The sequence below is a fragment of the Ruegeria sp. BG10 genome (genome assembly GCF_056538575.1).
Genome location: NZ_JBQFTI010000001.1, coordinates 716,390 through 742,260, shown reverse-complemented (window position 1 = coordinate 742,260; position 25,871 = coordinate 716,390). Strand labels below are relative to the sequence as shown.

25 protein-coding genes and 2 tRNA genes are annotated in these 25,871 nt (G+C 59.7%); 19 read left to right on the top strand and 8 right to left on the bottom strand.

Features of this window, described 5'->3' with window-relative positions; all coding sequences use genetic code 11:
- Positions 1–211 precede the first annotated feature (211 nt).
- From ACR0D8_RS03620 to ACR0D8_RS03610, 3 genes are read left to right on the top strand one after another with little or no spacing between them, the layout of a single operon-like run.
- A complete protein-coding gene (locus ACR0D8_RS03620) occupies positions 212–1,822 on the top strand; it encodes a pilus assembly protein TadG-related protein (RefSeq protein WP_480644667.1) in 1,611 nt (536 codons plus the stop codon).
- Entirely contained in the window at positions 1,819–2,349 is a 531-nt protein-coding gene (locus ACR0D8_RS03615) for a TadE/TadG family type IV pilus assembly protein (protein WP_480644666.1), read from the top strand. Before ACR0D8_RS03620 ends, ACR0D8_RS03615 begins: the two co-directional genes overlap by 4 nt.
- Complete coding sequence (locus ACR0D8_RS03610; protein WP_480644664.1) at positions 2,349–2,912, top strand: TadE/TadG family type IV pilus assembly protein; 564 nt, start codon at positions 2,349–2,351, stop codon at positions 2,910–2,912. Before ACR0D8_RS03615 ends, ACR0D8_RS03610 begins: the two co-directional genes overlap by 1 nt.
- A gap of 2 nt (positions 2,913–2,914) precedes the next feature.
- Here the strand turns inward: ACR0D8_RS03610 and ACR0D8_RS03605 are convergent, their stop codons facing one another.
- Positions 2,915–3,385 (bottom strand): hypothetical protein, encoded by a 471-nt coding sequence (locus ACR0D8_RS03605; RefSeq protein ID WP_480644662.1) that lies wholly within the window; start codon positions 3,383–3,385, stop codon positions 2,915–2,917.
- A gap of 157 nt (positions 3,386–3,542) precedes the next feature.
- On the opposite strand from ACR0D8_RS03605, the gene ACR0D8_RS03600 reads away from it, so the two are divergent.
- Positions 3,543–4,454: a pirin family protein gene (locus tag ACR0D8_RS03600; protein ID WP_480644661.1), complete on the top strand. Its 912-nt coding sequence runs from the start codon at positions 3,543–3,545 to the stop codon at positions 4,452–4,454.
- A 26-nt stretch (positions 4,455–4,480) separates the two neighbouring features.
- On the opposite strand, the gene ACR0D8_RS03595 is transcribed toward ACR0D8_RS03600, so the two are convergent.
- Complete coding sequence (locus ACR0D8_RS03595) at positions 4,481–5,068, bottom strand: TetR/AcrR family transcriptional regulator (protein WP_480644660.1); 588 nt, start codon at positions 5,066–5,068, stop codon at positions 4,481–4,483.
- 99 nt (positions 5,069–5,167) lie between these two features.
- On the opposite strand from ACR0D8_RS03595, the gene ACR0D8_RS03590 reads away from it, so the two are divergent.
- The 14 genes from ACR0D8_RS03590 (at position 5,168) to ACR0D8_RS03525 (ending at position 17,886) form a co-directional block, all read left to right on the top strand.
- Positions 5,168–5,416 (top strand): hypothetical protein, encoded by a 249-nt coding sequence (locus ACR0D8_RS03590; protein ID WP_480644658.1) that lies wholly within the window; start codon positions 5,168–5,170, stop codon positions 5,414–5,416.
- A gap of 128 nt (positions 5,417–5,544) precedes the next feature.
- The gene (locus tag ACR0D8_RS03585) at positions 5,545–6,831 is read left to right on the top strand and encodes a homoserine dehydrogenase (RefSeq protein ID WP_480644656.1); all 1,287 of its coding nucleotides are present in this window, start codon (positions 5,545–5,547) and stop codon (positions 6,829–6,831) included.
- 69 nt (positions 6,832–6,900) lie between these two features.
- Positions 6,901–7,884 carry a class II fructose-bisphosphatase gene (gene glpX / locus ACR0D8_RS03580; protein WP_480644655.1) on the top strand — a complete coding sequence of 328 codons (984 nt, stop codon included), beginning with the start codon at positions 6,901–6,903 and terminating at the stop codon, positions 7,882–7,884.
- A 91-nt stretch (positions 7,885–7,975) separates the two neighbouring features.
- Positions 7,976–9,718 (top strand): single-stranded-DNA-specific exonuclease RecJ, encoded by a 1,743-nt coding sequence (gene recJ, locus ACR0D8_RS03575; protein ID WP_480644654.1) that lies wholly within the window; start codon positions 7,976–7,978, stop codon positions 9,716–9,718.
- Between the two features lie 98 nt (positions 9,719–9,816).
- Positions 9,817–9,891, top strand: a tRNA-Glu gene (locus tag ACR0D8_RS03570).
- Positions 9,892–9,913: 22 nt separating this feature from the next.
- Positions 9,914–9,988, top strand: a tRNA-Glu gene (locus ACR0D8_RS03565).
- Positions 9,989–10,321: 333 nt separating this feature from the next.
- Positions 10,322–12,061, top strand: coding sequence for an ABC transporter substrate-binding protein (locus tag ACR0D8_RS03560; RefSeq protein ID WP_475159497.1), 1,740 nt, complete (start codon positions 10,322–10,324; stop codon positions 12,059–12,061).
- 87 nt (positions 12,062–12,148) lie between these two features.
- Positions 12,149–13,198, top strand: a complete 1,050-nt coding sequence (locus tag ACR0D8_RS03555; RefSeq protein WP_480644651.1) for an ABC transporter ATP-binding protein — start codon at positions 12,149–12,151, stop codon at positions 13,196–13,198.
- Position 13,199: 1 nt separating this feature from the next.
- Positions 13,200–14,276, top strand: coding sequence for an ABC transporter ATP-binding protein (locus tag ACR0D8_RS03550; RefSeq protein ID WP_480644649.1), 1,077 nt, complete (start codon positions 13,200–13,202; stop codon positions 14,274–14,276).
- Positions 14,273–15,136: a carbohydrate ABC transporter permease gene (locus tag ACR0D8_RS03545; RefSeq protein ID WP_475159489.1), complete on the top strand. Its 864-nt coding sequence runs from the start codon at positions 14,273–14,275 to the stop codon at positions 15,134–15,136. Before ACR0D8_RS03550 ends, ACR0D8_RS03545 begins: the two co-directional genes overlap by 4 nt.
- Complete coding sequence (locus ACR0D8_RS03540) at positions 15,133–15,930, top strand: carbohydrate ABC transporter permease (RefSeq protein ID WP_480644647.1); 798 nt, start codon at positions 15,133–15,135, stop codon at positions 15,928–15,930. Before ACR0D8_RS03545 ends, ACR0D8_RS03540 begins: the two co-directional genes overlap by 4 nt.
- Before the next feature lie 8 nt (positions 15,931–15,938).
- A complete protein-coding gene (locus ACR0D8_RS03535) occupies positions 15,939–16,340 on the top strand; it encodes a DUF2160 domain-containing protein (RefSeq protein WP_480644646.1) in 402 nt (133 codons plus the stop codon).
- Positions 16,341–16,406: 66 nt separating this feature from the next.
- On the top strand, positions 16,407–16,802 hold the full coding sequence (locus tag ACR0D8_RS03530; protein ID WP_480644645.1) for a BlaI/MecI/CopY family transcriptional regulator: 396 nt from the start codon (positions 16,407–16,409) through the stop codon (positions 16,800–16,802).
- Positions 16,789–17,886 (top strand): M56 family metallopeptidase, encoded by a 1,098-nt coding sequence (locus ACR0D8_RS03525; RefSeq protein WP_480644644.1) that lies wholly within the window; start codon positions 16,789–16,791, stop codon positions 17,884–17,886. Before ACR0D8_RS03530 ends, ACR0D8_RS03525 begins: the two co-directional genes overlap by 14 nt.
- A gap of 5 nt (positions 17,887–17,891) precedes the next feature.
- Here the strand turns inward: ACR0D8_RS03525 and ACR0D8_RS03520 are convergent, their stop codons facing one another.
- The 4 genes from ACR0D8_RS03520 to ACR0D8_RS03505 form a co-directional block, all read right to left on the bottom strand.
- Positions 17,892–19,295, bottom strand: coding sequence for an MATE family efflux transporter (locus ACR0D8_RS03520; RefSeq protein ID WP_480644643.1), 1,404 nt, complete (start codon positions 19,293–19,295; stop codon positions 17,892–17,894).
- A gap of 95 nt (positions 19,296–19,390) precedes the next feature.
- Positions 19,391–20,488 (bottom strand): mandelate racemase/muconate lactonizing enzyme family protein, encoded by a 1,098-nt coding sequence (locus tag ACR0D8_RS03515; RefSeq protein ID WP_480644642.1) that lies wholly within the window; start codon positions 20,486–20,488, stop codon positions 19,391–19,393.
- Positions 20,489–20,583: 95 nt separating this feature from the next.
- Entirely contained in the window at positions 20,584–21,099 is a 516-nt protein-coding gene (locus ACR0D8_RS03510) for a redoxin domain-containing protein (protein ID WP_480644641.1), read from the bottom strand.
- A 6-nt stretch (positions 21,100–21,105) separates the two neighbouring features.
- Positions 21,106–22,155 (bottom strand): L-idonate 5-dehydrogenase, encoded by a 1,050-nt coding sequence (locus tag ACR0D8_RS03505; protein ID WP_480644639.1) that lies wholly within the window; start codon positions 22,153–22,155, stop codon positions 21,106–21,108.
- Between the two features lie 73 nt (positions 22,156–22,228).
- On the opposite strand from ACR0D8_RS03505, the gene ACR0D8_RS03500 reads away from it, so the two are divergent.
- Entirely contained in the window at positions 22,229–22,996 is a 768-nt protein-coding gene (locus ACR0D8_RS03500) for an SDR family oxidoreductase (RefSeq protein ID WP_475159474.1), read from the top strand.
- 29 nt (positions 22,997–23,025) lie between these two features.
- Here the strand turns inward: ACR0D8_RS03500 and ACR0D8_RS03495 are convergent, their stop codons facing one another.
- Positions 23,026–23,949 carry a 2-hydroxyacid dehydrogenase gene (locus ACR0D8_RS03495; RefSeq protein WP_480644637.1) on the bottom strand — a complete coding sequence of 308 codons (924 nt, stop codon included), beginning with the start codon at positions 23,947–23,949 and terminating at the stop codon, positions 23,026–23,028.
- A gap of 66 nt (positions 23,950–24,015) precedes the next feature.
- Positions 24,016–25,815: an IlvD/Edd family dehydratase gene (locus ACR0D8_RS03490; protein ID WP_480644636.1), complete on the bottom strand. Its 1,800-nt coding sequence runs from the start codon at positions 25,813–25,815 to the stop codon at positions 24,016–24,018.
- Between the last annotated feature and the right edge of the window lie 56 nt (positions 25,816–25,871).

Below are 25,871 nucleotides of genomic sequence, written 5' to 3'. Positions count from 1 at the left end.
CGCGCTGAGTCGCCGTTGCCAGCGCGTGTTGGTCGAATTGTCGCCCAATCGAAAACAACGACAACCAACGCCGTCAAATTATCCTGCAAATACCTGCAAAGAGGCGATATCCGGGGCTTTCTCGCCCAATTCCCGCCACGATTCGACGGTAATTTCCTTATGTTAACTTTTCCTTAGCAGTGTTGGATGTCTGCTCAGCGAGGTCATCAAGATGGTAACGCGCGTATTTCAAAGCGGCACTAAAAGAATAAAAGACAGTGTTTCGGCGGCCCGGGGTTTTTCGAGAAACGAAGACGGGACGTTCACGATTTTTGTTTTGCTCGGGTTCCTGGTAATTTTCGCGACGACGGGGATGGGCGTCGACCTCATGAACTATGAGCGCGACAGGGCGAACCTGCAGTCCACTCTGGATCGCGCGGTTCTTGCCGCCGCGGACCTGGACCAGACCCTTCCGCCGCGGGATGTGGTGGAGTCCTATCTGGATAAGGCCGGGCTTCTCGACAAGCTCAAGACGGTCAGCGTGCAGGAAGGTATTGGCACGCGCATCGTGTCGGCCACTGCCGAAGCCGTCGTCGATACGCATTTCATGAGCTTTTCCGGCATCCACTCTCTGACCGCCAACGCCGCCAGCACGGCGGAAGAATCCATTGGTGCGGTCGAGATTTCGCTGGTGCTTGATATGTCCGGCTCGATGAGCAGAGCCTCGGCCTCGCCCGGCGTTTCGAAAATCGCAGCGCTAAGAAGCGCGGCCAAGGAATTCGTAACGCTGATGCTCGACAAACCGGGTGAGAGCAAAATCTCGATGTCGATCGTCCCCTACGCAACTCAGGTCAACGCCGGTGCCGACATTCTGGACAAATTCACGAATGTGTCGTCCGAGCACAGCTATTCGCACTGCGTCAACTTCACGTCCAGCCAGTTCAACACCGCCGGGCTGAGCCCGACAACAACGTTGCAGCGGACGGCGCATTTCGATGTTTTCACAAATTCGGAAACGCCGATCGCGGCGCCGATCTGCCCTGTTCGTGCAGGCAGTGAAATCACCGCGATGACCGACGACATCAATTTCCTGCATGATCAGATCGACGCCCTGACGCCGAGTGGAAACACTTCGATTGATATCGGCATGAAATGGGGTTCGGCGATGGTGGACCCGCAATTCCGGAGCGTTATCAACGATCTGGCCACTGAAGGCATTGTGCCGGCCAAATTCAGCAACCGTCCGATGGCTTACGAAGAGGACGTTCTTAAGGTCGTCATTGTGATGACCGACGGTAAGAACACAAACCAGTACAAACTGCATTCCGATTACCGCGACGGTCTTTCGGATGTCTGGTACAACCCTGACTACGTTCGCTGGAACGGTGACAAGGGCGAATACAGCGTACGTGTCTCGACCGACCCGGACCGGTACTACTGGTCTCAGCAGGAACAGTACGCGTCTTATCCCCACGGTGAAAACGAACCGGGTGAGGCGACACGGCTGACATATCCGCAGCTTTTCAACCTGGCCTCGGTCTACTGGAACGCGGTCGTCAATTACGAGTTCGAGTCGGATCCGGTTCAGACATGGTATCGCGACCTCTACAGCTACGTCGGATCAAGCTCCAAGAACACCAGAACCAAAAACATCTGCGCAGCCGCCAGAAACAAAGGTGTCATCATCTATGGCATTGCGTTCGAGGCACCGACAAGCGGTCTGAATACGATCAAGGATTGTGCCAGCTCGGACAGCCATGTCTACGACGTGAGCGGCATCAATCTGGAGAAGGCGTTTGAATCCATCGCGTCTTCGATCAAGAAGCTGAGGTTGACACAATGATCCGTAAATCTCTGGCGCGCGCGCGTAAGATCAGGAAATCCGAGGACGGCTCGGTGACGGTCGAATTCGTCCTGATCTTTCCGGTGTTCATGTTCTTCATCCTCAGCGCAATGGAATATTCGCTGGTGACGATGCAGCAGGCGATGCTGGAACGAGCCGTGGACCAGACGGTGCGCGACATCCGTCTCGGCACCGGCACCAACCCCACCCACGATCAGATCAAAGACTCGATCTGCGCCAGGGCGGGCGTGGTCAGAGGCTGCAGCACGAACCTGCGGCTGGAAATGATTATCCAGGACGCCTTTGCGGGTGTGGACCTGCCCGTCGAGCCGGACTGCACCGACAATTCGGAAGAAGTCAAACCGGTGCGCGAGTTCAACAACGGTCTTTCCAACGAACTGATGATCCTGCGCGCCTGCGCAAAGGTCGATCCCGTGTTCCCGACTTCGGCCATGGGACGCGCGTTGGTTGATGATACCGGTCAGATCGCACTGACAGCGACAACCGCCTTCGTTCAGGAGCCTTAATGATGCGCCTTTTCCCTAGAATCCGTCGTCGCCTTGGGGGCACCGCACGCGATGAATCCGGTCTTTTGACCGTCGAGGCCGTGCTGGTTTTCCCGATGCTGGTCTGGACGATTACCGGCGCGTTCACCTTTTTTGAAGGCTTCCGGCAAAGCGCCTCGAACCTCAAGGCAGCCTACACGCTTGGGGATCTTATCTCACGCGAGACGCAGATGATCACGAACACATATGTCGATTCCCTGCACGAATTGATGCAAAGGATGGTGAACAACGGGTCGGAAATGAACCTGCGGGTTTCGCTGATCGTTTATGACGGGGATGATGATCGCCATTACGTCCGCTGGTCGACTTCGCGCGGCTATGACGGCATCTGGACTGATGACAACATCTCGAACATGCGCGACAGCCTGCCGCCAATGCCGAACCAGGACACGCTGATTATTGTCGAAACCTCGAACACATACGAACCGGTATTCGGGTCCGGCTGGGTAGATGACAACTATACCTTCAAAAACTTCGTGTTCACCCGCCCGCGCTTTACCAACGAAATCGCGGCGGACGTGTGAATTTATGCTCTGTCGGCAATCATTGCCGACAGAATTTCGGACATGAACTTGGTTTCCGCAGGCGCCGTCATACCGCCAATGCCAATCCTGCGGCCTAGTCTCCACCACAGCCCAGGTGCCCAACTGTTTTCCGCGCCGTCCCGCGTCTTTAGCAGAAACCCGTTTGAGGGTTTGAACGCAAAGACGCCCCGGTCCACGGACTGTATATCCTCTACCCTCGCGATTATGTGCCCTGCCCCGGTTCTGAGTTCCGTCTGAGTCAACTCGATCCAATCATGGGTCGCGGTCCACATGCGATACGCCAGCCAGAAGGCCGCAGCGCCGACCGCAAGCAGAAAGACCAGCCACTGCGGCTCTGGCGGTCGTGCAAGCGCCACGTACAGGACCAATCCACCGACAATGCTCAGCATCCCGACGCCCAGCCAACGCCGTGGCGGGGATGCTTTCACTGTGGCCAATATGTCTTTGTTCATTTCCGTCCCCTGCTCTTTTCAACTGGGTTTAGCTGCTTTGCATCCGGAAAGACAGAGGGCTATCTATCGCGGATTTTTGCACATGATCCGTTTTTTCGCGCAAATTGACCCCACAGGCGCACAGGTTAGATGTGGTCAAAAGCATCAGGAGGACACAATGTCCCTAAGACCAACATTAGAAACCCGAAAGGCCGTTCCGACGATGGAGGGTGCGGGCGTAAAGCTGCATCGCGCGTTCGGGTTTCAGGACCCTTCGGAACTGGACCCGTTCCTGCTGTTCGACGATTTTCGGAACGAGCGGCCGCAGGATTATCAGGCAGGCTTTCCGTGGCACCCGCATCGGGGAATCGAAACGATCACATATGTTCTGGCCGGTACGGTGGAGCATTCGGATTCGCTCGGCAACAGCGGGACGCTGGGGGCCGGCGATGTTCAGTGGATGACCGCCGGATCAGGGATTCTGCATCAGGAAATGCCCAAGGGGAACACGACCGGCCAGATGCACGGGTTCCAGCTGTGGGGTAATCTTCCTTCGGATCAGAAGATGACAGCGCCACGCTATCAGGACGTCCAAAGCAAGGACATTCCCGAGATCACCGACGACGACGGTACGATTGTACGGGTGATCGTGGGTGAGTTCTGGGGAAAAACCGGGCCGGTCGACGGAATTGCGGCCGATCCGCAATATCTGGACGTACAGATTCCCGCCGGTGTCAAAAAGACCTTTCGCATTGATACCTACCGCCGGGCTTTCGCCTATGTATTCCAGGGCCAGGCCGCCTTTGCCGACGCGTCGCAACCCACGGGCATCCTTCTGGAAAAAGAGGTTGCCGGTCAGGAGGTGAATATCCGGGACATGTCCGGCAACCGGACATTGGTTCGTTTTGGAACGGGTGACGAGGTTACGGTTCAGGCCGGGCCGGACGGCGTGCGCTTCCTACTGATCTCTGGTGCCCCGATTGACGAACCCGTCGCGTGGCACGGCCCGATCGTAATGAATACGCGGACCGAGCTGGAACAGGCATTTCAGGAATTGCGGAATGGCACCTTCATCCGCCCGGCGCACTGAACCTTCTGACCCGCCCAACGGGCGGGTCAGGCTGACACGGCGCGGCGCACCATATCCCAGTAGACCTGTTCGACCTCGTCCAGCGACAGGCGTCCGCCCGCACGGTACCAGGTCATGACCCCGTTCAGCATGGCAATCACGGCAAGCGTTGCGATCTTGGTGTCTGCGATGTCAAACAGCCCGGCCCTCTGCCCGTCGCGCAGGATCGCCTCAAGCGAGTTTTCGTAGGTACGGCGCAGCGCCTCGATTTCCAGAAAGTTCTCGGGCGTCAGGTTGCGCAGCTCCATGTAGGCGATGAACACCTCATCCGGCCGCTGCAGGTGAAAGCGGATGTGGAACCCGACAAAGCGGCGCAGCGCATCTGCTGCGTCCGCTGGTTTTTCCAACTCGGCATAGGCTGACAACAGATCCTGCATGTGATCATGCATCAGGCGGTACAGAAGGCTCTGCTTATCCGGGGTATAATTGTACAGGGCACCCGCCTGCACGCCGACCTCGCCCGCTATCTGACGCATTGATACCGCCGCATAACCGTGACGAGCGAACAACCCCAAAGCCGCTTCGCGAATGCGCGGTCCGGTGATGTCGGAATGAGAACCCTGAGTACGTGCCATGTCCTCACCGTATCTGAACGTTTGTTCATATAGAACCCCGCTTGAACCAGCCTGTTAAAAGGTGCATCACGGTTGCAACCGACCTTGAAAGGGTTCCGCATGAAGCCTTTGCCTTTGCTGATCCTAGCGCTTGTCTGCACCGGATGCGCCGACTTCCCGGAGCTGGAGAACAGCGAACTGCCAGAGGTGCAATCTGCGCGCTACCCGCGCCTCATCCCGCTGCAGGAAACTTTGGGGCCGCCAGTGAACCCGGCAAGCGAGGCCGCCGAAATCGAAGAAGACCTGATCGCGCGGCGCAAAGAGCTGCGGAAAAAAGCGCGCCGGCTTCAACGTGCGGAAATCAACTGAAGCCATCCGTTTTCAACAACCCACTTACAGCCACGACGCATTGCACCCTTGCGCCGAACCCGCTAAGGCAGCGCTGAACGGGCAAAGGTCCGAAACCAGGGAAATTCGAGCGGAAAGGAACCCACGGAATGACACAGGCGCTGCGGCTGGGAATTGCGGGCTTGGGAACGGTTGGTGTGGGTGTCGTCAGGATTATGCGCCGGCATGCCGATCTGTTGCAGGCGCGTACCGGCAGACCGGTTGAAATCGTCGCCGTCGCCGCGCGGGATGCCAACAAGGACCGTGGCGTGAACCTGTCGGACTACGCCTGGGAAACGGACCCTGTGGCCCTGGCAAAGCGCGATGACATTGATGTTTTCGTCGAACTCATGGGCGGCGAAAACGGCCCGGCCAAAGCCTCGGTCGAGGCGGCGCTGGCCTCGGGCAAAGACGTGGTCACCGCGAACAAAGCATTGTTGGCGGTACATGGTCAGGAGCTGGCCGAAAAAGCCGAGGCCGCGGGACGCGTCATCCGGTTCGAGGCCGCTGTTGCGGGCGGAATTCCGGTCATCAAGTCCCTGACCGAAGGTTTGGCGGGTAACGAGATCACCCGCGTCATGGGCGTGATGAACGGCACCTGCAACTATATCCTGACCCGCATGCAATCGCAGGAGCTGGGCTATAACGCGCTGTTCGAGGAATGCGCGCAACTGGGCTATCTTGAAGCCGATCCGAACCTGGACGTCGGGGGTATTGATGCGGCGCATAAGCTGGCGCTGTTGGCCTCGATCGCGTTTGGAACAAAGCCGAATTTCGACGGAATTCAGATCGAGGGTATTCAGCAGATCAGTCTGGATGATATCCATCAGGCCGCCGATATGGGCTATCGCATCAAACTGCTGGGTGTTGCGCAGCGCACCGCCCGCGGGTTGGAGCAACGAATGCAGCCTTGCCTGGTCCCCAGCGGCTCGCCCCTGGGACAGCTGGAGGGCGGCACCAATATGGTGGTGATCGAAGGCGACGCGGTTGAACAGGTTGTGCTACGCGGACCGGGCGCGGGCGAAGGCCCGACAGCCAGCGCCGTGATGGGCGATGTCTGCGATCTGGCGCGCGGATTGCAAATCCCGACCTTCGGCCGCCCGGCGGCAACATTGCAGGACGCGATCCCGGCAATTACCGGCCTGCCCGCCCCCTATTATCTGCGTCTTGCGCTGTATGACAAACCCGGTGCGCTGGCCAAAGTGGCCGCCATTCTGGGCGATGCCGGAGTGTCGATTGACCGGATGCGCCAGTACGGACACTCCGAAAGCACCGCACCGGTTCTGATCGTCACACACAGAACCACGCGGGCCACGCTGGACGTTGCTCTGGAAGGTTTCCGCGCGACCGACGTCGTCTCCGGGGACCCCGTCGCGCTGCGCATTGAAGAGGTTTGACACTTGCGGCCTGCATAAAACGCAGGATATGCCGGATAAAACGCCTGTACTTACCCGAGGATACCGAAAATGAGTGCTGCCAAAATTGACTTCAACGACCGCCTGCTGTCTCTGGGCCTGGCACGTGTCGCCGAACAGGCTGCGCTGGCCTCGGCCTCGCTTGTTGGGCGAGGCGACGAAAAAGCTGCCGACCAGGCGGCAGTAAATGCAATGCGCGAACAGCTGAACCTGCTGGATATCGCAGGTGTGGTCGTCATCGGCGAAGGCGAGCGGGACGAAGCGCCGATGCTGTATATCGGTGAAGAGGTCGGCACCGGGAACGGCCCCGGCGTGGATATCGCGCTGGACCCGCTGGAAGGCACGACGCTAACCGCCAAGGACATGCCCAACGCCCTGACGGTGATCGCGATGGGCCCGCGCGGGTCGATGCTGCACGCGCCCGACGTTTACATGGACAAGCTGGCCATCGGCCCCGGTTTCCCCGAAGGTGTCGTCACATTGGAGATGAGCCCGCGGGAGCGGGTCGAAGCGCTGGCAAAGGCAAAGGGCTGTGAACCCGCGGACATCACCGTCTGCATTCTGGAACGCCCCCGGCACGAGGCGATGATCGCCGAAGTGCGCGAGACCGGCGCCTCGATCCGCCTGATCACCGACGGCGACGTGGCAGGCGTCATGCACTGCGCCGAAAGCGAAGTGACCGGCATCGACATGTATATGGGCCAGGGTGGTGCCCCCGAAGGCGTTCTGGCCGCTGCTGCACTGAAATGCATGGGCGGGCAGATATTCGGCCGCCTGCTGTTTCGCAACGACGACGAACGTGGCCGCGCGGCCAAGGCCGGCATCTCTGATCTGGACCGCGTCTATGCGCGGGATGAGATGGTGACAGCCGACGTGATCTTTGCCGCGACCGGCGTGACCGGCGGTTCGCTGCTGCCGCGCATCAAGCGCGAACCGGGTTGGGTTGAAACAACAACCCTTCTGATGCGGTCGAAGACCGGCTCGGTCCGTCGCATGTCCTACCGCACGCCGATGTGGTCCCACGACAACGCCTAACCGCTTGCACCCCTGCCCTGCGCAAGGGTATCCATACAGGTAAGAAGGCCGGGTCCGAGAGGGTCCGGCCTTGGCACATCAGGGGCAGGTCATGAGCTTTCTTGGGGTTGAACAATCTTTGTCCGGTCGGCGCTGGGTTGGCCCAACCGCTGATGTGGAGCGTGCGACAGAAATGCTGGTGCAACAGGCCGGCCTGCCGCGCGCGGTCTGTCAGGTTCTGGCCCGGAGGGGGATCCCTGCGATGGAGGCTGCGGGATTTCTGGACCCCAAGCTAAAGGAACTGTTGCCCGACCCGCGATCCATGAAAGACATGGAAACCGCAGCAACCCGGTTCCTTACCGCGGTTCGGGCCAAACAACGGATGGCGGTGTTTGCGGATTATGACGTCGACGGCGGCAGTTCGGCCGCTCTGCTGCTGGTCTGGCTGCGCCAGATGGGCCTGCAGGCGACGCTTTATGTTCCCGACCGGATCGACGAGGGTTACGGCCCCAACGCCCCGGCCATGCAGGAGCTGGCTGCGAAACATGACCTGATCATCTGCGTGGATTGCGGCACGCTCAGCCACGAACCTATCGCGGCCGCCAAGGGCGCGGATGTGATCGTTCTTGATCACCATCTGGGCGGTGAAACCCTGCCCGACTGCGCCGCCGTGGTGAATCCGAACCGGCAGGACGAAAGCGGTGAGCTGGGCTATCTCTGCGCGGCCGGAGTTGTTTTTCTGATGCTGGTCGAAGCCGGACGTCAACTGCGCGAGAAAGGGGAAAAAGGCCCGGACCTGATCGGCCTGCTGGACCTGGTGGCGCTGGCGACCGTTGCGGATGTGGCGCCGCTGATTGGGGCGAACCGGGCGCTGGTGCGACAGGGGTTGAAGGTCATGGCCCAGAGGCAACGCCCGGGACTTGTCGCCTTGTCCGATGTGGCCCGGATGGATTCGGCACCAAACAGCTATCACCTGGGTTTCCTGCTTGGCCCCCGGGTGAATGCGGGCGGGCGCATCGGTCAGGCCGATCTGGGCGCGCGACTGCTCAGCACAGACTCGATGACCGAGGCCGAGGCCCTGTCTCAGCGGTTGGACGCTTTGAATACCGAGCGGCGCGATATCGAAAACGCCGTGCGTGCCGCAGCGATGGAACAGGCCGAGGAACGGGGTCTGGATACGCCGCTGGTCTGGGCGGCCGGAGACGGGTGGCATCCCGGCGTCGTGGGCATCGTCGCCTCGCGTCTCAAGGAAACCGCCAACCGGCCTGCGATCGTCATCGGCTTTGACGGGGACGAGGGCAAGGGCTCGGGCCGGTCGGTTTCCGGCGTCGATCTGGGGGCGTCGATTCAGCGCCTGGCGTCCGAGGGGTTGTTGGTCAAAGGCGGTGGCCACAAGATGGCGGCTGGCCTGACCGTGATGCGCGACCAGTTAGAGCCCGCCATGCAACGGCTCAGCGAATTGCTGGCCAAACAGGGCGCGGGCGAAGGCGGCCCGGCGGACCTGAAGCTTGACGGCACCCTGATGCCCGGCGCGGCAACGGTTGACCTGATCGAACAGATTGAAAAAGCGGGCCCCTTCGGTGCCAGCGCCCCTGCCCCGCGCTATGCCCTGCCCGAACTCCAGGTCCGGTTTGCCAAGCGTGTCGGGGAGACCCATCTGAAGCTGTCTTTGTCCGACGGAGTGGGCGCCGGTCTGGACGCAATCGCCTTCGGTGCCTTTGATGGTCCGATAGGTGACAAGCTGTCCAATCATGGTGGCGCGCGGTTCCATTTCGCGGGGCGGCTTGAGGTGAACACCTGGGGCGGACGACAGAGCGTTCAACTGCGTTTGGAGGACGCCGCGCAGGCAAATTGAACCCGGTCCGGAAGCCGCCAAAAAAGTTTCGCAGCGCTGCGTTTTTCGGCTTGCGGGGGGGGAAGGTAATCCGTAAAAGGCCCTCCACAAGCCAGCGTGGCCCGTTCGTCTATCGGTTAGGACGCCAGGTTTTCAACCTGGAAAGAGGGGTTCGATTCCCCTACGGGCTACCACTTGTGCTTGACTGGACCAAATGGCCCGTTCGTCTATCGGTTAGGACGCCAGGTTTTCAACCTGGAAAGAGGGGTTCGATTCCCCTACGGGCTGCCATTTCCCTGATTCAAAACCACTCGCTGCCACCACCAATTCGCGCAATTGAAATATCTTGAATCGCATCAAGGCCAATACGCGCGATTTTCCGGACAGCTTTCAAAGAATCAATAACTTGGCAAGAAGAGATTACTGGAACGCATCAAGCCACTGCGCGAAGTTCCACCTTGAGCCGCCGGATCACTTGCCATTCTGAAAATCACTTAAAAACCGATAGTTACCCCTTTTTCCTCCTATTTACTAAAAAATTAGTTTGACACATATGCAAAAAATCGCTGATGCTGTGCGCCATCCGGTCTGCGCCGGATAGCCATAATTTTTGGGAGGAGACAGATGCGGAGACATCTACTTTCCGCAGTGGCGGCGGCTGCCGTCATTGCGGGGCACGGTCCCGTTTGGGCCGACGAAGCCGCAGCACAACGTTGGATCGACGACGAATTCCAGCCATCAACCTTGTCGAAAGACGAACAGATGGCCGAGATGAAGTGGTTCATCGAAGCTGCACAACCTTACGCGGGCATGGAAATTAACGTCCTGTCCGAAGGCATTCCGACCCACTCCTACGAGTCAGAGGTTCTGACCAAGGCGTTCGAAGAGATCACCGGAATCAAGGTCAATCACCAGATCCTCGGTGAAGGTGAAGTTGTCCAAGCAGTTCAGACCCAACTGCAAACGAGCCGGAACCTGTATGACGGCTATGTCAACGACAGTGACCTGATCGGCACCCACTCGCGTCTGCAACAGGCCTATCCGCTGACTGACATGATGGCGGGTGACTGGGCGGCGACGACCTCGCCGACGCTGGATCTGGATGACTTCATGGGTATCCAGTTCACTACCGGCCCGGACGGCAAGCTGTATCAGCTGCCGGATCAGCAATTCGCCAACCTCTACTGGTTCCGCAAGGACTGGTTCGATGACGAGGCCAACAAGGCCGCGTTCAAAGAGAAGTACGGCTATGATTTGGGCGTTCCGGTCAACTGGTCGGCCTATGAGGACATCGCCGAGTTCTTCACCAACGACGTGAAAGAGGTCGACGGCGTAGCGATCTACGGCCACATGGACTACGGCAAGCGCGCACCTGACCTTGGTTGGCGCATGACCGATGCTTGGCTGTCAATGGCCGGTGCCGGTGATGTCGGCGAGCCGAACGGCATTCCGGTTGATGAATGGGGCATCCGCATGGAAGCGGGCACCTGTAACCCTGTTGGTGCATCCGTGTCCCGCGGTGGTGCTGCCAACGGTCCGGCTGCGGTCTATGCGATCCGCAAATGGGATGAGTGGCTGCGTGCCTATGCGCCTCCGGGTGCGGCGTCTTATGACTTCTACCAGTCGCTGCCGGCGCTCAGCCAGGGCAACGTGGCCCAGCAGATCTTCTGGTACACCGCCTTCACCGCCGACATGGTGAAGCCGAAGTCCGAAGGCAACAACACCGTGGATGACGACGGCACGCCGCTGTGGCGGATGGCGCCCAGCCCGCACGGCCCCTATTGGGAAGAAGGCCAGAAGGTTGGTTATCAGGACGTGGGTTCCTGGACCTTCCTCAAGTCGACCCCCGCGGATCGTGCTCAGGCAGCGTGGCTCTATGCTCAGTTCGTGACCTCCAAGACTGTCGATGTGAAGAAGTCCCATGTGGGTCTGACCTTCATCCGCGACAGCTCGGTCAACCACGAGAGCTTCACCGAGCGCGCACCCAAGCTGGGTGGTCTGGTCGAGTTCTATCGCTCGCCTGACCGTGTGGCATGGTCGCCGACCGGCATCAACGTTCCGGACTATCCGAAGCTGGCCCAGATCTGGTGGCAGCAGATCGGTGACGTGAACTCGGGCGCCTTTACCCCGCAAGAGGCGATGGACCGTCTGGCTGAAGAGATGGACATCACCATGGCCCGTATGCAGGCCGCGGATGAAAGCGCCGGTGTCTACGGTGGCTGTGGCCCGCGTCTGAACGAACCGCAGGATCCGGACTTCTGGCTGGAAAAAGCGGGCTCGCCCAAGGCCAAGCTGGAGAACGAAAAGCCGCAGGGCCAGACCGTCAACTATGACGAACTGGTTCAGCGCTGGCAGTCCCAGTAAGCCAATAAACCCCGGGGGTGCCGCATCAGGCGCCCCCATCTCAAGACCAAAGCAGCGCGATGCGCTGCGGGATCGGAACCCACGGACATGATCGAACTTCAAGACGCCACCAAAAGGGTCGGCAATGTCATTCATATCAAGCCCACGACCCTGACCCTGCACACAGGTCACTTCAACGTGCTGCTGGGCGCGACGGGATCGGGCAAGACCTCATTGATCAAGATGATGGCCGGACTGGACCCGATCGCCTCGGGCAGGGTCCTCATGGACGGGCAGGACGTGACCCGGCTGAACACGCAGAAGCGTCAGATCAGCCTCGTGCACCAGTTCTTCGTGAACTACCCGCATATGACCGTTTTCGACAACATCGCGTCGCCGCTGCGCGTGGCCGGCATGGCGCAGTCCGAGATCGAGGGCCGCGTGGAAGAGGCCGCCGACCTGCTGCAACTGCGCCCGATGCTGAACCGTCGCCCGCACGAACTGTCGGGTGGACAGCAACAACGCACGGCGCTGGCCCGCGCCATCGCGAAGGAAAGCCGCGCTGTGTTCCTGGATGAACCACTGGCGAACCTGGATTACAAGCTGCGCGAAGAACTGCGCGAGCAATTGCCGGACCTGTTCGCGGGTCGTGGCGCCGTGGTGGTTTATGCAACCTCGGAACCTGAAGAGGCGCTGCTGCTGGGTGGACATACCGCCCTGATGGAAGATGGTCGCGTGACCCAGTTCGGCCCGACCGCAGACATTTACCGCAACCCTGAAAACATCGCCGCCGCGCGCGTGTTTTCGGATCCGCCAATCAATGTGGCGCGTATCACCGTTTCGGGTGCCCAAGCCCAATTGGCCGGTGGCGGCGGCTGGACAGTCGCGGACATGGCCGACGGAGATTACATGGTCGCCGTGCGCCCGCACCGGGTCACGCCGTTCCGCACATCGGACGCGGATGTCGAACTGACCGGTCGTGTGATTGTGACCGAATTGTCCGGCTCGGATTCCAGCGCGCATTTCCAGCATGGGGATGACGCCTGGGTGTCGCTGGCCGCTGGCGTGCACCCCTATCAGGTTGGCGAGGATCACAGTTTCTACATGAACCCGGCTCATTGCCGGTATTTCGGCCAAGACGGCCAAAGGGTGGCCTGACATGGCACAGATCAAGCTTTCAAACCTTCGACACAGTTACATGCCCACGCCGAAAGGCCCGGAAGATTATGCGCTGAAGGAAATCGACGTGACATGGCGTGACGGCGGCGCTTATGCGCTACTGGGTCCGTCGGGCTGTGGCAAGTCCACGCTGCTGAATATCATCTCGGGCCTGCTGACGCCGTCCGAGGGGCAGATTCTGTTCGGCGACCGCGACGTCACCGCCCTGCCCCCCGATCAGCGCAACATCGCGCAGGTGTTCCAGTTCCCGGTGATCTACGACACGATGACCGTGGGCGAGAACCTGGCCTTTCCGCTGAAGAACCGGGGCATCGATGCAGCAACTATCGAACGCCGTGTTTCGGAAATTGCCGAGATGCTGGACGTCACGGACATGCTGAACACCCGTGCCTCGGGTCTGAGCCCGGATAACAAACAGAAAATCTCGATGGGGCGCGGATTGGTGCGTGACGATGTGAATGCGGTGATGTTCGATGAACCGCTGACCGTGATCGACCCGCATCTGAAATGGAAGCTGCGGTCCAAGCTGAAGGAGCTGCACCAGCGTGTGAAGGCGACGATGATCTACGTCACACACGACCAGACCGAGGCGCTGACCTTCGCGGATGAGGTTGTGGTGATGCAGGAAGGCGAAGTGGTTCAGATCGGAACCCCGGTTGAACTGTTCGAACGCCCGCAGCACACGTTTGTCGGCCACTTCATCGGATCGCCCGGCATGAATGTCTTGCCCTGTGAGGCCAAAGGCGACCGCGCCGTGTTCGAAGGCCACGAGGTGATGCTGGAAGGCCCGACCCACGGCGACGGTGGCCGCACCGATTTGGGCATTCGCCCGGAATACATTAGCTTTGGTGAAGCCGGCATCCCCGCGCATGTCACCAAGGTGTCGGACATTGGCCGTCACTACGTGGTCAGCGCCATGGTCGGTGATACCCCTGTGAAAGCCGTAGCTGAACACAATGCTCCCAACCCCGGCTCACACGTATTTCTGCAATTCAAACCCGAACAATCCCGCGTCTACCGCGACGGCTGGATCGCAACTCAGGAGCGGGCACAATGAGAACGGAAAACCAAAAAGCATGGTTCTTTGTCCTGCCGGTACTTGCTCTTGTCGCGTTCAATGCGCTGGTGCCGATGATGACGGTGGTCAACTATTCGGTGCAGGAAACCTTCGGCAACAACCAGTTCTTCTGGGAAGGGCTAGGCTGGTTCGAACAGATTCTGCGGTCTGACCGGTTTCAGGCCGCTCTGGGTCGTCAGTTCCTGTTCACCTTCCTGATCCTGCTGATCGAGGTGCCTCTGGGCATCATCGTGGCGCTGTCCATGCCCCGCAAAGGGTTCTGGGTGCCGGTCTGTCTGGTGCTGATGGCCCTGCCGATGCTGATCCCTTGGAACGTGGTCGGCTCGATGTGGAACATCTTCACCCTGCCGAAAATCGGGTTGATGGGATATTTCCTGAATGACGTGCTGGGCATCAACTATGACATGACACAACAGCCGCTGTCGGCCTGGATTACCGTCATCATCATGGATGTCTGGCACTGGACTTCGCTGGTTGTTCTGCTGTGCTACGCAGGCCTCGTGTCGATCCCGGACGCCTATTACCAGGCGGCCAAGATCGACGGCGCGAGCCCCTGGTCGGTGTTCCGCTATATCCAACTGCCCAAGATGAAGACCGTCCTGACGATCGCCGTTCTGCTGCGGTTTATGGACAGTTTCAACATCTATACCGAGCCCTTCGTTCTGACCGGCGGCGGCCCCGGCAACTCAACCACCCTGCTGTCGATCGACCTTGTGAAGATCGCACTGGGACAGTTCGACCTTGGCCCTGCGGCCGCGATGAGCCTGATCTATTTCGCCATCACGCTGCTGGTCAGCTGGGTCTTCTACACTCTGATGACAAAGGATGACGCGCAATGAAAAAGCGGTCCATCATCCCGATCCTCTATATCGCATTCCTGATGCTGCCGATCTATTGGCTGGTGGCGATGTCCTTCAAGACCACGAATGAGATCCTGTCGGGCTTTTCGCTGTTCCCCCAGACCTTTACGCTGGAGAACTACATCACCATCTTCACCGATCCGACGTGGTACTGGGGTTACATCAACTCGATCATCTATGTGACGATGAACACGGTGCTTTCGGTCTGTGTCGCCCTGCCCGCTGCCTATGCGTTCTCGCGCTATCGGTTTCTGGGAGACAAGCAGTTGTTCTTCTGGCTGCTGACCAACCGGATGGCCCCGGCGGCAGTCTTCGCTCTGCCGTTCTTCCAGCTTTATTCGTCGATCCACCTGTTCGATACCTATCTGGCGGTGGCGCTGGCGCATACGCTGTTCAACGTGCCGCTGGCTGTGTGGATTCTCGAAGGTTTCATGCGGGGTATCCCGAAAGAGCTGGATGAAACGGCCTATGTCGATGGCTATTCCTTCCCGCGCTTCTTCGTGACGATCTTCTTGCCCAACATCAAAGCGGGCGTGGGTGTCGCGGCCTTCTTCTGCTTCATGTTCTCATGGGTCGAGATGCTGCTGGCCAAAACCCTGACCGCGGTCGAGGCCAAGCCCATCGCTGCTGTGATGACCCGCACAGCCTCCAGCGCCGGATACGAACTCGGCCTGCTGGCGGCTGCCGGGACATTGACCATCATCCCCGGCGCCATCGTCATCTGGTTTGTCCGCAACTACATCGCGCGCGGTTTCGCGATGGGACGTGTGTGAGGTTCGATATGCGTAAACTCCTTCTCGCCCTTCCTTTCCTCCCCTCAGCGGCCTTCGCGCAGCAGGCAGGATGGGGCAATGTTGGCCAGCAAGAGGAAAAAGGCTTCTCCTGGACAGACCCGCTGTGGCCTGATTTCTGGATGGCCTGGACCCCAGCAACTCTGGCCGTGTTTGTCGGTATCTTTTCGGCCATCGCCCTGATTGGCGTGCTAGAGGTCACAAAATTCCGCGACGGGATCGAACGGCGCGGTGCGCTGGGCCTGACCACCACGTTGGGCGACCGGCTGTTCATCACGCTTCTGGGCTCGGCCTATATCTTTCTGGCCTGGCTTGGGCTGGTGGGTCAGCCGGTCTGGACGCCGCTGTTTCTGTCCATCGGATGGGGCGTTTTCGTGTTCTGGAAAGTTTGAGCTTTGAAAACAGCTGAAAGGATGCTTGTCTGTCAGGCATAACAAAAGATGACGTCACAAAGACCAATGCGTAAGAAAAAAACGACGAAACTGCTGACCGAAGTGGAACTTGAGTTCATGAACGAACTCTGGGCTCTGGGTCAGGGCTCGGTCCGTGACGTCCTTGATCGCCTGCCGCCAGAGCGCAACCTGGCCTATACGTCCGGCGCAACCATCCTGCGGATTCTTGACGAAAAAGGATTTGTCGAAAGTCGCAAGGACGGCAAAACGCTGATCTACAGGCCGCTTCTGGAAAAGGACAGGTATCAGGCGCGGTCGCTGCAGAACCTTTCCCGCACGTTGTTCGACGATACACCAGCCTCGCTGGTGGCGCGTCTGGTCGATGATGCGGGGCTGAGTGAAGCCGATCTGGAGGAAATTCGGGCACTGGTAGAGAGGAGACTGCAAAATGACAGCGGTTAAACCGGTTCTCGATATGTTTCTGGAATTCAACCTTGTCCTTGGTCTGGCCGCGTTTGTCTGGCTGGTGGCACGGGGCGTATTGTCCAGAACATCCCTCAGCCATGGATTTGTGGCACAGTTGCGCGCGCTCAAGGCGCTCTGCCTGTGCATTGTTCTCAGCCCCCTGTTGGCGCTGGGGGTTTCCGGGCTTGCCTCTCATACCTCTGCGGGCGGACCGGTTGCCATTGGTGACCTTGCCGTTGCCGCTTATTTGCGGGGGGACATCGCCATGCCGGCCACCCAGTTCGAAGCGCTGCTGAACACGCGCCAGCGCTGGGTTGAGGTGATCGTCAGCGGCGAGCACCAGATTGTTTCGGCTGTCCTCGTGCTGATGGCGCTTGCCGCGCTGGTCTATGCCCTGCGCGCGCTCCGGGACGGGCTGGCAATCCGCGAAACGGTGAACAACAGCTTTTTGTGGCGCCGGTCCACACGGGTCGATATCCGCCTGTCGGACCGCATCGCGGTTCCCTTCGCAGTCCGCGGGCTGCGCCGGCGTCATGTCGTGTTGCCCAGCCATCTGCTGGACACCCCACGAGAGCTGCGTTTTGCACTGGCACATGAGTTGCAGCATGTGCGCGCCGGGGACGTGGAATGGGAACTTGGGTTCGAATTGCTGCGCCCGCTGCTGTTTTGGAATCCGGCCTATCTGGCCCTAAAATACCAGTTCGGCCGCCTGCGCGAACTGGCCTGTGATCAATCCGTTGTTGCGCGCAAGGGCATTGACGCGCGCGATTATACCTCTTGTCTGCTGGACTATTGCGCCAGAACCGTTGTGCGGGGCAGCCCGCGTGTGCTGAACGTGGCTTTGGTCACCGGCGGCAAGGCAAAACGGGTGCTGCGTCAAAGGGTGATCGCCCTGGCGGATGCGCCCTCGGTACAGTCTACAATGCCGTTCATGTTCCTGGGTCTGACGCTGGTCTTTGCACTGGTGCTTGGGCTGGGCGCTGCATCCGTTCGACAGACCGAGGATTGGAGCCATGACCGCATTATGCTGTCGACCGTTGTCAATCTTGAACGCCTGGAAGCCCGCAATCAGGGCGATTGATCCGATTACCAGCCTCGCCGCCCGAACAGTGCCTGCAACCGGTTCTGCCCCGCAAAAGGATCGACGGGTTGCGGCTGGGCGATCTGCGCCACGACGCGGCGAACAAGAACCCAGCAGATCGCTGCAAATATAACCCCGCCAAGCGCCTGCCCCAACAACACGCCGGGCGCGCCGGCGATATAGGCCCCGGCCACGGCGAATGGCCAGGTTCCCAACGTGTGTCGCCCCCAGTTGACCCAGGTCGAATAGACCGGATGCCCCAGGTTGTTGAAACTTGCGTTGGCGACAAAGATCACTCCATTGAAAAACGAAGTCAGCGCCAGCGGCCCGCAGAACAGGTAGATCAATGCCCGGGTTTCACCCTGCGCCTGAAACAGATCGGCGATGGGTGCACGCAGCAAAAACAAGGTCGCGGCCATCAGGCAAACATAGACGGCCGTAAACTTGACCCCGGCCAGAAAAGTCTCTTTCACGCGGTCGTACTGAGCGGCGCCAAAGTTCTGCCCGACGATAGGACCAATCGCACCCGACAGGGCAAAGACGACCGAAAACGCCACCGGCATCAGGCGCGCGATGACGGCCATGCCTGCCACGGCATCCGTTCCGAACTGGGCAACTTCGCGGATCACGATGGCGTTGCCGATCGGAGTGGCGATATTGGTCAGAACGGCCGGAACCGCGATGGCCCGAACCGGCCTTAAATCCGACATCGCCTGTTTCACGGACGGTCGGGCAAAACCCTGATGCACACGCACCGCCGGCCTGACGGCGGCGATCAGCATGCACACCCTTGCAATCACCGATGCGATGGCCGCACCGTCCAGCCCCAGCCCGACCGCAAAGATCAGGATCGGGTCAAGCACAGCGTTTGCGACCCCGCCGTAAATCGTCGCCTGCATCGACCTCCGCGCATCCCCGTGGGCACGCAAAACCGCCATCCCCGCCATTGCGACCGCCATCACCCACATGGTCGGGAGGATGATCGAGACGTAGCGCGCCGCCAGCCGCAGAACCTCATCCTTGGCACCCAGCAGAGACAGGAAAAACGTCAGGTTGAACAACACCACGACCGAGACCAGAAGACTGACCAGAATACCCAGAATGGCAACGCTGGTCCCGAATTGCCGGGCCTGCTCGGGGCGGCCGGCTCCAAGCTCTCGTGCGACCAATGCCCCGGCCGCAATCGAAAGCCCGACATTGATCGAATTGGTGAAGAACAGCAGCGTACCTGCATAACCGACCGCCGCCGCCAATGCGTCATTGCCCAGCATTGAGATGAACACCATGTCAACGAAATCCACCGCAAAGATCGCCATCAGGCCAATGCTGGTGGTCAACGACATGCGGGTTACGTGCCGCATCAGGCTGCCCGACAGGAACACGGCTTTGCTTGCTGATTTTGTTGCCATGAACCTTTTGGCCCCCGTTTCGCGTTCTTTTTTCTTTATCCAGTCTTAAACGATCAGTCCCGCGCCTTGTCAGCCCAAAGATGATCTACCGGCGATCACGGCTCGTCCTTGTGTTCGGAACGCAGCCTGTCCCAGTCAAATTCCACGCCAGTTCCGGGGGTATCCGGGGCCACCGCCAGACAATCCTGCACCACCAGCGGGCGCTTGGTGTATTGATCAATCGGAAAAGAATGAACCTCCAGCCATCCCGAATGGGGTTGCGCGGATACCAGGCTGACATGCAGTTCCTGCATGCCATGACTGCACACCGGAATGCCGTTTTTGCGGCTGAGCGAAGCCACCTGCAGCCAGCCCGTGATGCCGCCGCAATTCGAGGCGTCCGGCTGCACGAAACTCAGCCCGGCATCCTCGAACGCGTATTCGAATTCATGGATCGTATGCAGGTTTTCCCCCATCGCCAGCGGCACGCCGGTCTCTGCGGCTATGCGCCCATAACCTTTGTAATCATCCGGAATTGTAGGCTCCTCGAACCACAGAACGTCGTGCTCGGCAAAGCCTTGTGCCGCGTCGATCGCCTGTTCCACCGACATCGAGTAATTCGCGTCGACCATGAAGAACCGGTCCGGCCCCAGCAACGCGCGCACGGCTTTTGCCCGCTGCAGATCATCCGACAAGCTGGGCTGACCCACTTTGATCTTCACTCCGTTGAATCCGCGCGCCAGATATCCTTCGGTTTGCGCCAGAAGCCGGTCCAGCGAGAAATTCAGGTCGATGCCTCCGGCATAGGCCTTGCAGCGGTCTGACGCCCCACCCGCCATTTTCCACAATGGCAGGCCGCTCAGCTTTCCACGAAGGTCCCACAGCGCGATATCAACCGCCGATATGGCAAAGGACGCGATGCCGCCGCGCGCGACATAATGCACATGCCATTGCATAGCGTCATTCAACGCCTCTACTTGATCCGCGTCCTTGCCGGTCAGAAACGGCGCCAGATCGTGTTCGATCGTCGCTAGTATGGCGTGCCCGCCCTTGCCGCCTGTGTAGGTATACCCGATCCCTTCGGCTCCCCCTTCGGTTCTAACGGCAACGGTGACAAGCTGAAAAAAGGTGTGATCCCCGTGCTTTGCGTCCACCAGCACTTCGGCAAGCGGCACATTGAACAATCTGGCCTCTACGGATCGGATGCTGTTCATGACGTGGTATCCCTGCTGTGTTCGCTGATTGCCCGATACGTGTTCCGCCGTGTTGGCATGTCGCCGTCAAATATCCGGTTTCCATCGGCCGCCCGTCAGGCAGTTCCCCGCACGGGCCGATCGTTGTCGATATTGAAATTCATCCCGTCCAGAAGCTCATCAAGATCCGGTCGGGCCGCCGGGCCGTTTGAAATGTCGACCAGCATCAAAGTACCGTCGGGCCGCAAAGCGAACATGCCCGGTTCCGCAAATGGGCGGTCCGTTTCAGCATCGGACAAAGGCTGAGACACGTAGAGACCAAGATCCCGCATCTGCGAAACCGTCAGGCCATAGCAAAGATCGAACTTCCAGCCAAACTCCGCCTTATCGGCCAGGGCTTTCTCCAATGGATCGGCCGACACCACGATGACATCCATATTCGCAACCCAATCGGCCAACTGGTCGTTCAGCTTATTCAGGTAGCGCTTGCAGCGCGGACAATGCCGCCCGCGATAGACAAATAGGACGGTCCAACGCGTCTTGGGCTGGCCAAGTTCGCAAATTTCGCCATTGGTCTGCCGAAAGCTGGTTGAGGCGATGGCCGCGCCAACCACGGGTCTGGAAAGTGTCATCGGAATTTATTCCCCCTGAAACGTCAACTGAACTTTCATCGCGCTGGACCGGTCGGACGCAGTATCAAAGGCCAGAACGGCCTCCGACATATCGAAACTGTGGGAAATAAGCGGCTCCACGTTCAACAACCCGCCCTGCATCATCTGAACCGCCGTAGAAAATTCCGGGTGGAACCGGAACGAGCCGCGCAGAGTGATCTCTTTGGCTGTGATCATCTGCATCGGAACCCGCATATCCCCACCCAGACCCAACTGGATCAGCATGCCGCCCGGCCGCAGACATTCGACGCCCGTGGCCACTGCCTGAACGGCACCGGAACATTCCAGATGCACGTCGATCTGCCCCTTGCCGCTGCTGAACCGCTTCAGCTTATCCGGGGCGGATTGCACGTCGATCCCCTCATCCGCACCGCAGTCCATTGCCATGTTCAGGGTAAAATCCGAAAGATCCGTGGCAACGATCCGAGCGGCCCCGGCGCGGCGGGCGGCAAGGATCACAAGACAACCAATCGGTCCGCAGCCTGTGACCAGAACCGTTTTTCCGACAAGATTGCCGGCCTGCCGTATCGCATGAAGACACACGGCCAGAGGTTCCGCCATCGCCGCCTGCGCGGCTGTTAACCCATCAGCCGGAACGCATTGATCTGCATCCGCGACCAACTTCTGCCGGAACGCGCCCTGAATATGTGGAAACGGCATGGCGCTGCCATAAAACCGCATGTTCAGACAGTGGTTTTGCTGCCCCCGCAGGCAATATTCACATGCCTGACAGGGCCGCGACGGGGACACAGCCACAAGCTGACCGATGTCCAGCCCCTGAACGCCCTCTCCCAATCTGGAAACAGTTCCCGCAACCTCATGCCCAAGCACCATCGGCTCACGCAGCCGGATCGCACCGAACCCGCCATGAGTGTAGTAATGCAGGTCCGAGCCGCAGATACCGCCCGCCTTCATCTCAACCAGAACTTCACCCGGGCCGGGATCCGGGGTTTCGCGCGTTTCCAGCCGCAGGTCGCGCGCAGCATGGACAACAACACAAGCGTTTGAGGCCGGCATATCGCTATCTTCCCTATACAGACCGCAAAAAGATACGGATAGTTGGCGCCATACACCAAGGGGTTTTTTCGATATGACGCTTCAATTGTTTGACCTGACCGGACAGCGGGTTTTGATCACGGGGTCCAGTCAGGGCATCGGCCTGGCGCTTGCCAGTGGGCTGGCTGGTGCAGGCGCCGAAATCATTCTGAACGGGCGGGACACGGCCAAGATTTCGACCGCCGCCTCGGACCTGCGCGGCGCAGGGGCGGTTGTCCACGAACTTGCCTTTGACGTCACCGACCACGAAGGCGTCAGGTCTGCGGTGGATCAGTTCGAGGCTACAACAGGCCCGATTGACGTCCTGATCAACAACGCCGGGATGCAGCACAGAACCGAATTGCAGAATTTTCCCGCCGACGCGTTTGAGCGGTTGCTGCAAACCAATATCGCCTCGGTGTTTCATGTGGGTCAGGCCGTCGCGCGGCACATGATTGAGCGTGGCAAGGGCAAGATCATCAACATAGCCTCGGTTCAAACCGCTCTGGCCAGACCCGGCATCGCCCCGTACACGGCCACCAAGGGCGCGGTGGCAAACCTGACCAAAGGCATGGCAACCGACTGGGCGCAGTATGGGCTGAACTGCAATGCCATCGCCCCGGGATACTTCGACACCCCTTTGAACGCCGCGCTTGTGGCCGATCCCGAATTCAGTGCCTGGCTGGCAAAGCGCACTCCGGCCGGACGCTGGGGCGACGTGGGCGAGCTTGTGGGTGCGGCGATTTTCCTGTCGTCGGCGGCGTCCAGTTTCGTGAACGGTCATACGCTGTACGTCGATGGCGGCATAACCGCCTCGCTTTGACCGGTCCCGGGAACGGAGCCCAGAGGCGCTTACAAATCCTTGCATTCGGGAACGGGTGTCAAAACGGTTCCGTCTTCCAGGTGTTGCAACAGGTTGTCGACAGTCAGGTCGCCCATCGCCGCGCGGGTTTCGACCGTAGCGCTGCCGGCGTGGGGCAAGAGGACGACGTTCGGCAACTCTCGCAGAGCTTTGGGAACCCGCGGTTCGTCGCGAAAAACATCAAGGCCGGCCCAGCCCAGCCTGCCCTCCTGCAGCGCCGCGATCAGCGCGGTTTCATCCACAACCGACCCCCTGCTGACATTTATCAGCGTTCCACCGGGGCCCAGAGCCCCGATCACCTCGGCATCTACGATCTTTTCGGTCGCTGGGCCTCCGGGTGTGATGCAGATCAGGACGTCGACATATGTGGCCATGTCCACGAGATTATCGAAGTATCTGTAGGGAACGTCCTTTGGTGCGCGCGTGTGGTAAACAATTTCGGAGTCCCACGGCTCCAGTTTCCGCGCGATGGCCTGCCCGATCCGCCCCAGCCCCAGTATGCCGATCTTCCGATTATCCGCCGAGCGGGTCAGCGGTGCATTGCCCTTGTTTTCCCAATCCCCTGAACGGACATAAGCATCGTCCCGCACCAGTTCCCGGTAGCAGGATAACATCAGCAAGACCGCCGTTGTGGCAACTTCCTGATTCAAAACGTCCGGCGTATGAGTCACGACCACCCCTCGCCGGGCGGCTGCGCTGGCATCAACTGCGTCATAGCCCACGCCATAGACGCTAATGGCTTTGAGGTTCGGCAATGCCGCCATCAGGTCGGCAGGCACGCCGTCATGGCCGTTGGTGATTATGTACGTGATTTTGCCGGTGTCGAAATCGTCCAACTGGCGGATATCGAACGCCCCGTTCAGACGGGTGCGCATCGCCTCGGTAATGCCGCCAATCTGCAAAAGATCAGGCATGACGGACAACCTTCCGACCATCTGCTCGGGCAGCGTCAAAGCATGTCAATTTCATCCCCTTGTCCTTCAGTGATTATCCCGAGGCAGGGATTTGCGCGCGATATCCTGAAACGCATCCGCCCCTTTCAACGTCATGCCGCGATCCAGCCGGTCTACTTTTTCGCGGAAAATCTCCTGCCACGGTGACTGGCTGAGCGGCATCGCATACCCACCCGCAGCCTCAAGCGCGCGGGCCCGTTCGTTCAACTCATCCAGCGGCACCAGCATGTCCGCCGATCCCTTGCTGAGATCAATGCGCAGACGATCGCCGTTCCGGACCAGTGCCAGCCCGCCCCCCTCGGCAGCCTCGGGCGAGGCGTTCAGGATCGAAGGGCTGCCGGATGTGCCCGACTGCCGCCCGTCGCCGATACATGGCAGGGCCTCGACCCCCTTTTGGATCAGGTAGGACGGCGGCCGCATATTCACCACCTCGGCAGCGCCGGGATAGCCGACAGGGCCGGCGCCGCGCATGATCAAGATGCAGGTCTCGTCGATGTTTTCCGCCGGATCGTCGATCCTGTGATGGAAATCTTCGGGGCCATCGAACACCACGGCGCGCCCTTCAAATGCGTCGGGGTCATCCGGGTTCGACAGGTAAGCCTTGCGAAACGCGGGTGAGATCACCGAGGTTTTCATAATCGCGCTTTCGAACAGGTTGCCCGAGAGGTTGATGAACCCGGCCTGCTGTTTGACCGGCTCACTTACCGGTCTTATCACGTCAGTGTTCAATGACCGGCGATCCGTGCAGTTCTGACCGATGGAGCGCCCGTTGACCGTCACGGTATCGGGATTGGGCAGTAACCCGCCCGCGATAAGCTCGCCCACTACGGCCGGGACACCGCCCGACTGTTGATAATCCTCACCCAAATATTTGCCCGCGGGCTGCATGTTGACCAACAGCGGTATGTCGTGCCCGAGGTTCTGCCAATCGTCGTTGTTCAATGGCACGCCCAGATGTCTGGCAATGGCGTTCAGGTGGATGGGCGCGTTGGTCGATCCACCGATGGCGGAGTTGACAACAATTGCGTTTTCAAACGCTGCACGGGTCATCACATCACTTGGGCGCAGGTCCTCCCACACCATCTCGACAATGCGCCTGCCGGTTTCATAGCTGATCTGCCCGCGTTCCCGATACGGCGCGGGAATGGCGGCTGATCCCGGCAACTGCATCCCCAGCGCCTCGGCCAGTGAATTCATCGTCGTGGCCGTTCCCATCGTGTTGCAATACCCAACGGAAGGCGCGGATGCGGCTGCGATCTCCATGAACTCGTCGGTGTCGATCCGGCCTGCGGCAAGGTCTTCGCGCGCTTTCCAGATCACGGTGCCCGACCCGGCCCGCTCCCCTTTCCACCACCCGTTCAGCATCGGACCGACCGACAGGGCAATGGCCGGAATATTCACCGTGGCCGCCGCCATTAACAGCGCCGGCGTGGTCTTGTCGCAGCCGATGTTCAGAACGACCCCGTCCAATGGGTATCCAAACAGGCTTTCCACCAGCGACAGGTAGGCCAGATTTCGGTCCAGCGACGCGGTCGGGCGTTTGCCGGTTTCCTGAATCGGATGCACCGGAATTTCTATGCATGTGCCCCCGGCCGCGATGATGCCATCGCGAACCCGCTTTGACAGTTCGATATGGTGACGGTTGCAGGGGCTCAGGTCGCTACCGGTCTGGGCGATACCAATGATCGGCTTGCCGGATTGCAGCTCAGCCCGCGTCAGGCCGTAGTTCAGATATCGCTCTAGATACAGCGCCGTCATCTCAAGGTTTTCAGAATTCATGAACCATTTGCGTGACCGCAGTTGGTCTTTCGAGATTCTTCGGGTCATTGGCCTGTCCACCCCCGGTTCGATGATTTGGTGTGCCGCTGATAAACTCGCCGCCC